12 protein-coding genes are annotated in these 8439 nt (G+C 72.0%); 2 read left to right on the top strand and 10 right to left on the bottom strand.

From position 1 onward, the window contains the following. Positions 1 to 270: bifunctional nuclease family protein (locus tag B9G38_RS12355; protein WP_143415437.1), on the top strand; the 270-nt coding region annotated here is incomplete at its 5' end. Positions 271 to 349: 79 nt separating this feature from the next. Further along, positions 350 to 832: an acyl-CoA thioesterase gene (locus B9G38_RS12350; protein ID WP_086220564.1), complete on the top strand. Its 483-nt coding sequence runs from the start codon at positions 350 to 352 to the stop codon at positions 830 to 832. 62 nt (positions 833 to 894) lie between these two features. On the opposite strand, the gene B9G38_RS12345 is transcribed toward B9G38_RS12350, so the two are convergent. From B9G38_RS12345 to B9G38_RS12300, 10 genes are all read right to left on the bottom strand, one after another. Beyond that, the gene (locus tag B9G38_RS12345) at positions 895 to 1407 is read right to left on the bottom strand and encodes a DUF123 domain-containing protein (RefSeq protein ID WP_086220563.1); all 513 of its coding nucleotides are present in this window, start codon (positions 1405 to 1407) and stop codon (positions 895 to 897) included. Positions 1408 to 1444: 37 nt separating this feature from the next. Continuing rightward, a complete protein-coding gene (locus B9G38_RS12340) occupies positions 1445 to 1888 on the bottom strand; it encodes a hypothetical protein (RefSeq protein ID WP_049929861.1) in 444 nt (147 codons plus the stop codon). A 78-nt stretch (positions 1889 to 1966) separates the two neighbouring features. Further along, positions 1967 to 2251, bottom strand: coding sequence for a hypothetical protein (locus B9G38_RS12335; RefSeq protein WP_049929859.1), 285 nt, complete (start codon positions 2249 to 2251; stop codon positions 1967 to 1969). Positions 2252 to 2349: 98 nt separating this feature from the next. Further along, a complete protein-coding gene (locus tag B9G38_RS12330) occupies positions 2350 to 3426 on the bottom strand; it encodes a metal ABC transporter permease (protein WP_049929856.1) in 1077 nt (358 codons plus the stop codon). Continuing rightward, positions 3426 to 4166: a metal ABC transporter ATP-binding protein gene (locus B9G38_RS12325; protein ID WP_049929854.1), complete on the bottom strand. Its 741-nt coding sequence runs from the start codon at positions 4164 to 4166 to the stop codon at positions 3426 to 3428. Before B9G38_RS12325 ends, B9G38_RS12330 begins: the two co-directional genes overlap by 1 nt. A gap of 100 nt (positions 4167 to 4266) precedes the next feature. After that, positions 4267 to 5310 (bottom strand): metal ABC transporter solute-binding protein, Zn/Mn family, encoded by a 1044-nt coding sequence (locus B9G38_RS12320; RefSeq protein ID WP_086220562.1) that lies wholly within the window; start codon positions 5308 to 5310, stop codon positions 4267 to 4269. A gap of 133 nt (positions 5311 to 5443) precedes the next feature. Beyond that, entirely contained in the window at positions 5444 to 5929 is a 486-nt protein-coding gene (locus tag B9G38_RS12315) for an aminoacyl-tRNA deacylase (RefSeq protein ID WP_086220561.1), read from the bottom strand. Between the two features lie 154 nt (positions 5930 to 6083). Continuing rightward, positions 6084 to 6809 (bottom strand): ribosome assembly factor SBDS, encoded by a 726-nt coding sequence (locus tag B9G38_RS12310; RefSeq protein WP_049929848.1) that lies wholly within the window; start codon positions 6807 to 6809, stop codon positions 6084 to 6086. A gap of 98 nt (positions 6810 to 6907) precedes the next feature. After that, positions 6908 to 7108: a hypothetical protein gene (locus B9G38_RS12305; protein ID WP_049929846.1), complete on the bottom strand. Its 201-nt coding sequence runs from the start codon at positions 7106 to 7108 to the stop codon at positions 6908 to 6910. 92 nt (positions 7109 to 7200) lie between these two features. Next, positions 7201 to 8439 (bottom strand): CRTAC1 family protein (locus B9G38_RS12300; RefSeq protein WP_086220560.1); only part of this gene is annotated, 1239 nt, incomplete at its 5' end.

The following is an 8439-nucleotide window of genomic DNA, read 5'->3' as shown; positions in this document are numbered from 1 at the left end:
GACATCCTCACGGAGTTCGGCGGCGCCATCGACCGCGTCCGCGTCGACGACCTCCGCGACGGCACCTTCTACGCGAAGGTCGACGCCGAGCGCTACGAGGAGGGCGAGCCGGAGCGGTTCGTCTTCGACGCCCGTCCCTCCGACGCGCTCGCGCTCGCCGTGCGCCTCGACTGTCCGATCGTCGTCACCGACGAGGTGATAGACGAAGCGGGGCGACCGCCCGACTCGGTCCAGTTTAGCGGCGACGGCGACCCATCGGAGGAGCGCTGAGCCCGGGGCCCCGGACTCGGCGGGCGGCGGGCCCGCGCCGAAGCCCGTCGTTCAAGTTGCCGCATCTCCCACCACGGGCATGGACGAGACCGCGACGCTCGCCTCCTCGCACACGGAGATGACGGAGATGCTCCTCCCGAACGACACGAACAACCTCGGCCGGGCGCTCGGGGGCGCCGTGCTCCACTGGATGGACATCTGCGGCGCCATCGCCGGCATGCGGTTCTCGAACCGACAGGTGGTCACCGCGTCGATGGACCACGTCGACTTCATTTCCCCGATCGAGATGGGCGAGGTCGCGATCATCGAGGGATACGTGTTCAACACCGGCCGGACGAGCGTCGACGTGAAGGTCGACGTGCGCGCGGAGAATCCCCGCACGGACGAGACGCGCCGGACCACCACCTCCTACTTCACGTTCGTCGCGCTCGACGACGACGGGCGCCCCACGCCGGTCCCCGACCTCGACTGTCCGACCGCCGACGAGGAAGCGCTCCGCGAGGACGCTATGAACGGGCGCGAGGAGCAGCTGCGACAGGTCGTGAACCGGTACGACCTCTGACCGCGCAGACCGACACGACCTCCAGCCCCGTGAACCGGCACGACCGCCGACCGCACGGCCCGTTACTCTCCGGAGCCCGCGACGACCTCGACGGTCGCGTCCGGGTCGGCGGCGGCCGCGACCGCGGCCTCGTGCGCCGCCAGCGCGCGCTCCGCGAGGCCGTTGAGCGCGTCGCGGTCGGGTCCGCTCACCTCGGCCGCCTCGGACCCGTCGCCTGCCGCGAGGTGACTCGGACAGTCGCAGTCGGAGGCGCCGAACCCGTCTACCGGGCCGGCGGGTAGGCGCTCCGCGACCGGACACTCGACGTCGACGCCGAGGCTCCGCACGACGCGGTCGATCCGCGCGGCCGGGTGACCGAGCAGGTAGTCGACGTGCCAGTGGCGGACGTCGTGGTCGCCCCGCGCCGTCCGCCGGTGCCTGTCGACCCGCGAGAACCCGCCGGCGCCGAGCGCGCTGCCCGTGTACGCGTACGCGCCGGCCGGGAGACGGTGTTCGCCGAGCGCGCCCGCCGACAGCGTGGCGTCGGCCGCGAGGGCGACGATGAGGGTGTAGCTGCCGCCGTCGGCGTCGGTCATCCGTCCCCCGCCGGCCGCGACCCGGTCCCGGTCGCGCTCACGACAGCGCGGTCGGCGCCTCGTCGGCGGCCGCCCGGAGCGACCCGACCATCTCGCCCGCGTCGTCGTCCAGTCGGTAGGTGTCGTGGACGTCCGCAGGGTCGCGGCCCCGGCCGGACAGCGTCCCGACGACGTCGGCGATGCGGTCGTAGTTGTCGCGCACGAGCCCGCCGACGATGCCCGGCGTTCCCGCGCGGTCGGCCAGCTCCTCGGCGGCCGACCGCCCCGCGTACACCCGCCGCTCGACCGGGTCGACGAGCACCATCGCGAACGGGCGCGAGCCGAACTGCGCGTCGAGGAACGGACCGACCGGGTCGGCCTCCCACGGGACCGCGACGACGCCCTCGAGCCGGCGGAGCGCGACGGCGGCGACCGAGCAGTACGGGCAGTCGCCGTCGAAGATCAGCACCGGCGCGTCCGCGCCGTCCGGGTCAGTAGACATGCGAAAACGTAGGGACTCGACCGGCTTAAGCGGCCGGTCGGACGAACTCGTTCGGGTGCCGGGGCGCGTCGGACCCGCTCAGTGCGAGTGGCCGAGCGCGTCTTCGAGCGACTGCCCGAACCGCTCCTCGAACAGCTCCGCGGCCGTCTCGTTCATCTCCGCGATGTCCTCGGGCACGTCGCCCTCGCTGTGGTGGACGATGACGTGCGCCTGCTGGGCCATCGCCTGGACGACGACGTCTGAGACCACGGCGGTCGCGGCCTCGCCCTGCTCGCTGAGCACGTCGACGAGGCCGGCGGGCAGTTCGAACGACTCCTCGTCACCGTCGGGACCGGTGACCGTGTAGGTTTCTGTCTCTCCCATATCCGTCGGTCGCGGCCGCGACATAAGGGTCTGTGGAAACCGGACGCGAGCCGCGCACGACCGCCGCCTGCGGCCTCCGAGGCCGCCGGTCCGACCCGTCAACCGTGCGACGAGATCGCCTTCACCGAGGAGCCGGAGCCGACGATGCTGCCGAGGTACACCGCGATGGCCGTGACGACGATCGACCCCCCGGAGGGGAGGCCGAGTCCGATCGAGACGGCGAAGCCGCCGATCACCGACAGCTGGCCGAAGATGACGGCGAGGTACATCGTCTCGCGGAAGCTCCGGGCCACCTGCGAGGCGGCCGCGACGGGGACGACGAGCATCGCCGCGACGAGGATGACGCCGAGCACCTGCATCGCGCCGACGACGACGACCGCGGTCAGCACGACGAGCAGGGTGTTGTAGCCGGTGACGTTCAGCTGGGCGACCCGCGCGGCCTGCTCGTCGAAGGTGATGAAGAGGAGCTGCTTGTACGTCAGCGCAACGCCCGCGACGACGATCAGCGAGAGCGCTCCCATGAGGCGCGCGCCCTCCGGCGTGACGACCGCGAGGTTCCCGAACAGGTACCCCTGGATGTTCACGCCGGTGAGCCCGTCGCCGTAGCTGATGATCAGGGTCCCGACCGCGAAGCTCCCGCTGAGCATGATCGCGATGGGTACGTCGCCGTACGCGTCGGTGCGCTCGGTGAGCCACTGGACCCCGAGCGCCCCGAGGATGCCGACCGCGAGCGCGACGAGCAGCAGCGAGCCGTTCCACCCCGTCGAGGAGGTGACGAGGATCCCGACGGCGACCCCGGCGAACGCGGTGTGCGCGAGCGTCTCGCCGATCAGCGCCATCTCGCGGTGGACGAGGAAGGAGCCGACGAGCGGGGCGACCACCCCGACGAGCACGCCAACCGCCATCGACTGCCACATGATCGGGTGTCGGAAGACGTTCGTCCCGAACGCGGCGTCCATCGCGCGCCCCATCGAGCGGAACGCGGCGTACAGCTCGCTCGCCACCGGCAGGTCCTGCGTCCAGTAGAGGAGGAGGAACGAGAGCATGACCGCCGCGACGACGCCCGTGAGCCCGATCCCGGCGAGCTCCGCGGTCCGGCGGAGTCCTCGTTCGCGGCCGGTCCGGTCCGGACGCGGACGCTCCCGCTCCCGGTCGGCCGGTGTCTCCCCGGTCATCAGTGGTGGTGGTGGACGACCTGTCCGGTCGCGCCGTACGCCTCCGCGAGGGCGTCGCTATCGACGAACGACTCCGTGTCCCCGTGGTGGTACAGCTCGGTGTTGATACAGGCGATGCGGTCCGCGCGGTCGGTGACGACGCCGATGTCGTGTTCGATGAGGATGATCGTAATCCCGTCTTCGTTGAGCTCGTCGAGGAGGGCGTAGAACGCGTCGCGCGACTCGGCGTCGACGCCGACCGTCGGCTCGTCGAGCGCGAGCAGGTCCGCGTCGCTCGCGAGGGCGCGAGCGATGTACGCTCGCTGCTTCTGCCCGCCGGACAGCTCCGAGACGAGCCGGTCGGCCAGGTCCCCGACCCCGACCGTCTCGATGGCGTCCGCGACGGCTGCGCGGTCGGCCGCGGAGAGCCGCCCTCGCCCGGCGTGCGCGAACCGCCCCATCGTGACGCACTCACGGACGGTGACGGGCATCGCGCCGCCGCGGCTCGTCGCCTTCTGGGAGACGTAGCCGATCCGACCGCCGTCGTCGAACTCGTCGACCGGCCGGCCGAACAGCTCGACGGACCCCTCGTCGGGCTCGTGGAGGCCGAGCATGAGGTGGAGCAGCGTCGTCTTCCCGGAGCCGTTCGGTCCGACGAGCCCGAGGAAGTCGCCCTCCTCGACGGTGAGAGAGACGTCTCTCACGGCGACGGTGTCGCCGTAGGAGAACGTCACGCCGTCGAGGTCGACGATCGCGGTCACTTCGTGTGCCCCATCTGGACCGGCCGCACGTTTAGCTCTTTTACTCCGTCGCCGCGCCGCCGGGTCGGGGCGTCGCTCGGCGCGCCGGCGACCGTGCCGGTCACTGCGCCCCGAACGCCCGCTCGAAGGCCGGGACGTTGATCTCGGTCATCTGTTCGAGGTAGCCGTACCCGGCGTCGTTCCACTCCCGCGTCGTCCCCCCGGCCGGCGTGACGGGAACCGCCTCCGCCGCGCCGCTGTTCTCGACGATCGACTCGGCGAGCCGCGGCGACTGGAACCGGTCGTACAGCACCACGTCGATCCCCTCCGCGTCGACGAGGTCGATCGTGTCGGCGATCTCCGACTGGGTCGGCTCGTTCTGCGGCGAGACGCCCACCGGCGAGCGGAGCCGGAACCCGTAGCGCGCCTCCAGGTACTGGAAAGAGTTGTGGCCCGCCAACACCGCCACGTCGCGCGCGGCGTCCTCGGCGATCGACCGGAAGGCGTCGTCGATCGCGTCCAGATCCGCGGCGTACGCCTCGGCGTTGGCGGCGTACGTCTCGGCGTTGTCCGGGTCCGCCTCGCCCAGCCCGGTCGCGATCGTGTCGACCATCTCGGCCGCGAGGACCGGGTCCGTCCAGACGTGGGGGTCGTACCGGGTCCCGTTGTCGTGGTCTCCCTCATCGTGGCCCTCCCCGTCGTGGTCCCCCTCGTCGTGGCCCTCCTCGTCGTGGCTCTCCCCGTCGTGGCTCTCCCCGTGAGAGTGGTTCCACTCGAGCAGATCGCCTTCGAGCCCGTCGAGCACGTCGACCGTGGCGACCGTGTCGTAGTCGCTCTCCAGCGTCGCCGCCAGGTCCTGCGCCCACGCGAACTCCGGACTGTCGAGGTAGACGAACGCGTCCGTCGCCGCGACGTCCGCCGCGAGGGTCCCGTCGGGCGTCCACCCGTGGCCGAGCTGGCCCACGTCGACCGGGTCCTCGAAGCTCGCGTTGTCGCCCGCGACCTCGTTGGCCCAGTCGTTGAGCGTGAAGAACGCGGCGTACCCGGAGTCGAACTCCTCGGAGCTGCCGCCCCCGTTCCCGGTACACCCCGCGAGCGACGCCGCCGTTCCCGCGACCGCCAACCCGGCACCGCGCCGCAGCACCGACCGCCGTGAGTGAGTCATACCGATCAGTAACGCGGATTAATAGAAAAAAGTTATTATTTCATAACCCAGTCTTAATAATCTCGCCCCCGAAACCGACCGTCGATTAACAACGCCGGAGTCGGAGCGGCGTCGGGCCCGGCGCGACGCCGCCTCATTCGGTGAGGTCGACGACCGCGGCGTCCGCGAGGTCGGCGAGCGTCTCGGGGTCGACCGCGAACACCGCGCTCGGTGTCCCGGCGGCGCCGTACACGGTGTCGTACTCGGCGAGCGTCGGGTCGAACACCGTCGGGAGCGCGGCTTCGTGGCCGATCGGCGGCACGCCGCCGATGCTCCAGCCGACGACCTCGCGGATGCGCCCCGGGTCGCCCATCTCGGCGTCGTCGGCGTCGAAGTGGTCAGCGACGGCGTCGAGGTCAAGCCGGTTCGCGCCGCTCGTGATCGCGGCGACGAGGCTTCCGTCTCGGTCGCCGCCGGAGAGCGAGACGACGATCGTCGACGCGATCGCGCCCGTCTCGCGGTCGAGCGCGTCGGCCGCCGCGGCCGCCGTCTCCGTGCCGGCGTCGAACTCCAGCACGTCGATTTCGACGCCGTACCGCTCCCGAGCCCGCCGTTCGAACTCCGCCGCGCGTGGGTGCATGCGATACGAGACCGCGCCCCGCGGACATCAACCTCTCGGAGGCGGTGAAACTGCGGCGACGGGCAGAGTCGCGGTCCGCGTCGTGGTCGGTGTCGCGAGCGCGGTCGGCGTTGCGGTCGCTCTCCGGGCGCGGTCGCCGGGCCGTCAGGACCCGTTACCGGGTCCGGAGTTCGTCTTTGTCCTTGATCACGCGGGCGTCGCCCTCGCCCGAGGTGACCTCGTTGACGAGGTCGTAGAGGTCGTTCTGGAGCCCGGCCGGGAAGGTGAGTACCCCAACCCAGGAGCCGTCGTTCTGCCACTCCTCGCGCTCAAGGTCGCCGAACTCCCGGATCTGCGCCTGTCCGGACCCCGCGTAGTCGGCCGGGAGCTGGACCGCCATCGTCACCTCCTCGAACCGGATCGGGATCACCGGTCGCAGCGCGTCGAGCGCGTCGTCGACCTGGTTCTCTACCGCTTCCATCGGGTCGATCTGGAACCCGGCCTCATCCAGCGCGCGCTCGATCCGCTCGGGCGGGTGCGGCGAGTCGTCCATCTGCGGGTTCACGGCGTTGCGCGTGATGGTGGTCACCAGCTGATTGTGCTTCCGCTCTTGCATCTCCGCGCGCTGCTCGGCGGTGATCTGTATCTCCCCGCGCTCGACGACCTCCGGAATGATCGAGAGCGGATCAGTGGTGCCGAAGACGGTCTCTAAATCCTCCTCTGCCGGTCGGTCGCCCCGCGAGGCGTTCTCGAAGACGTCCTCCGCGGCGATGACCTCCTCTAAGTCACCATCGAACTCGCCGCGCTTGATCGCGAGCGCGGCGTCGGGGTCGATCAGGACCTCGAAGCGCTCCCCGTGTGACTCCAGTCGGGCCGTCACGGCCTCGTCGAGCGATATCATACCGGACGCTACCACCCCCGCGGGCAAAAAGCCTCCCGCCGCCGTCTTCGCCGCAATGAACCGCGGCGTCCGGTCGCGGCGCCCCCGCGCCGACCCGGCTACCCTCCCGCAGACGGCCGCTCGTCGTCCCACTCCTCGCGGCACGACTCCGAGCAGAAGTGTCGGTGGACGATGTCGTCGCCGTCGACCCACGTGATCGTTCGACGACCGCTCCCCAGCGCCGGCTGGCCGCACGTGGCGCACCCGGGCGCGGACTCCTCGTCGACGTCCTCCTCGAGGTCCGAGGTCGGATCTACCATACCTCCCCGTACGTCCGGGGGCACTTGAACCCGCGAAGGGCGGCAGTTCTGGCCACGACGACGCCCGACCCTCGGCGGGACGGGTCCGGCAGCTACCGCCTCGTTCGCGCGTCGCGGTCGGTCGCCCTGCGCGACGGGTGTTCGACGGTGATCTCTCGGTCGGGGCTCGGCCCGACGACGGTCCGCTCGCGGCTGTCGGGCCACCGCACGTCCACGCGCAGCGGCTTCGCGCCGCCGAGCCCGAAGTGCGCGACCGGCTCCGTCTGACAGAGACAGCCGCCGCCCGCGTCGATCGCCCGCCGCTGGACGCCGTCGGCGGTCTCCAGCGTGACGACCGCGCCGCGCGCCGGCGCGCCCTGCCGCGTCGTCGGGCGCACGCGGAGCCAGCCGGCGTCGGGCGCGTCCGTGGCGCCGTACACCGTCACCGGCTGCGCGGCGACCTCGCCGTGGACGACGAGGAGTTCGAGGGCCCCGTCGCCGTCGACGTCGGCCGCGACCGCGCCGGTGCCGAACCCGTCCGGCTCCGCGGCCGGCCCGAGCGGGACGGGCTCCCACCCCGGCGGCTCGCCCGGGCGGTCGACGCGCTCGAACAGCCGGTTCTCCGCGCCGCAGACGTTGAAGAAGAGCTCCTCGCGCCCGTCGTTGTCGAAGTCCGCGGCGACGACCGTCCGGACCGCGCCCACCCCGCGGAGCGGGGCGGGGGCCACGTCGTCGTAGCCGCCCGCCGGCGAACAGCGCAGGAGGCGGCTGGGCGCGGCCTCATTGCCGACCGCGAGCGCGAACGTCCCGCCCTCGTCGACGACCGCCGCGCCGCGGGTGTCGCCGCTGGGATCGGAGAGGGCGGGACCGCCGTCCGTGCGGTCGTAGTGGCCGTCGCGGTTGCTGAACAGCCGGTTCGGTCCCCCCTCGACGCCCGCGAACAGGTCGCCCTCGCGGGAGCGGTACGGGACCGCGAGCAGCGACCGACAGCCGCCGTCGACCTCCAGCCCGACCGCCTCGGCCATGTCGGTCACCTCGCCGTCGTCGCCGAGCTCGTAGAACGCGAGCGGGGCGGCGTAGCCCGAGACCGCGACGCCGTACCGGCCGGTCCCCAGTCGGTCGAGCGCCGCGACCGACCGGCCCGCACGGACGTCGAGGCGGTCGGCGTTCACCTCCCGCGCGAACACGTCGGTCCAGCGGTACCGGTCGGCCTCCAGTCGGCTCAAGAGGAGGTCGGGGTCGCCGCCGTCGACGCCGCGCGCGCAGTTGTGGACGTACACCTCCTCGCAGCCGTCGGCGTCGAGGTCGGCCGCGCACACGCCCATCCCGTGGCGCGTCCCGTCGGCGACGAT

This window comes from Halorubrum sp. SD612, assembly GCF_002135005.1.
The sequence above is the reverse complement of the archived record's forward strand: the minus strand, read 5'-3'. Positions and strand labels throughout refer to the sequence as shown.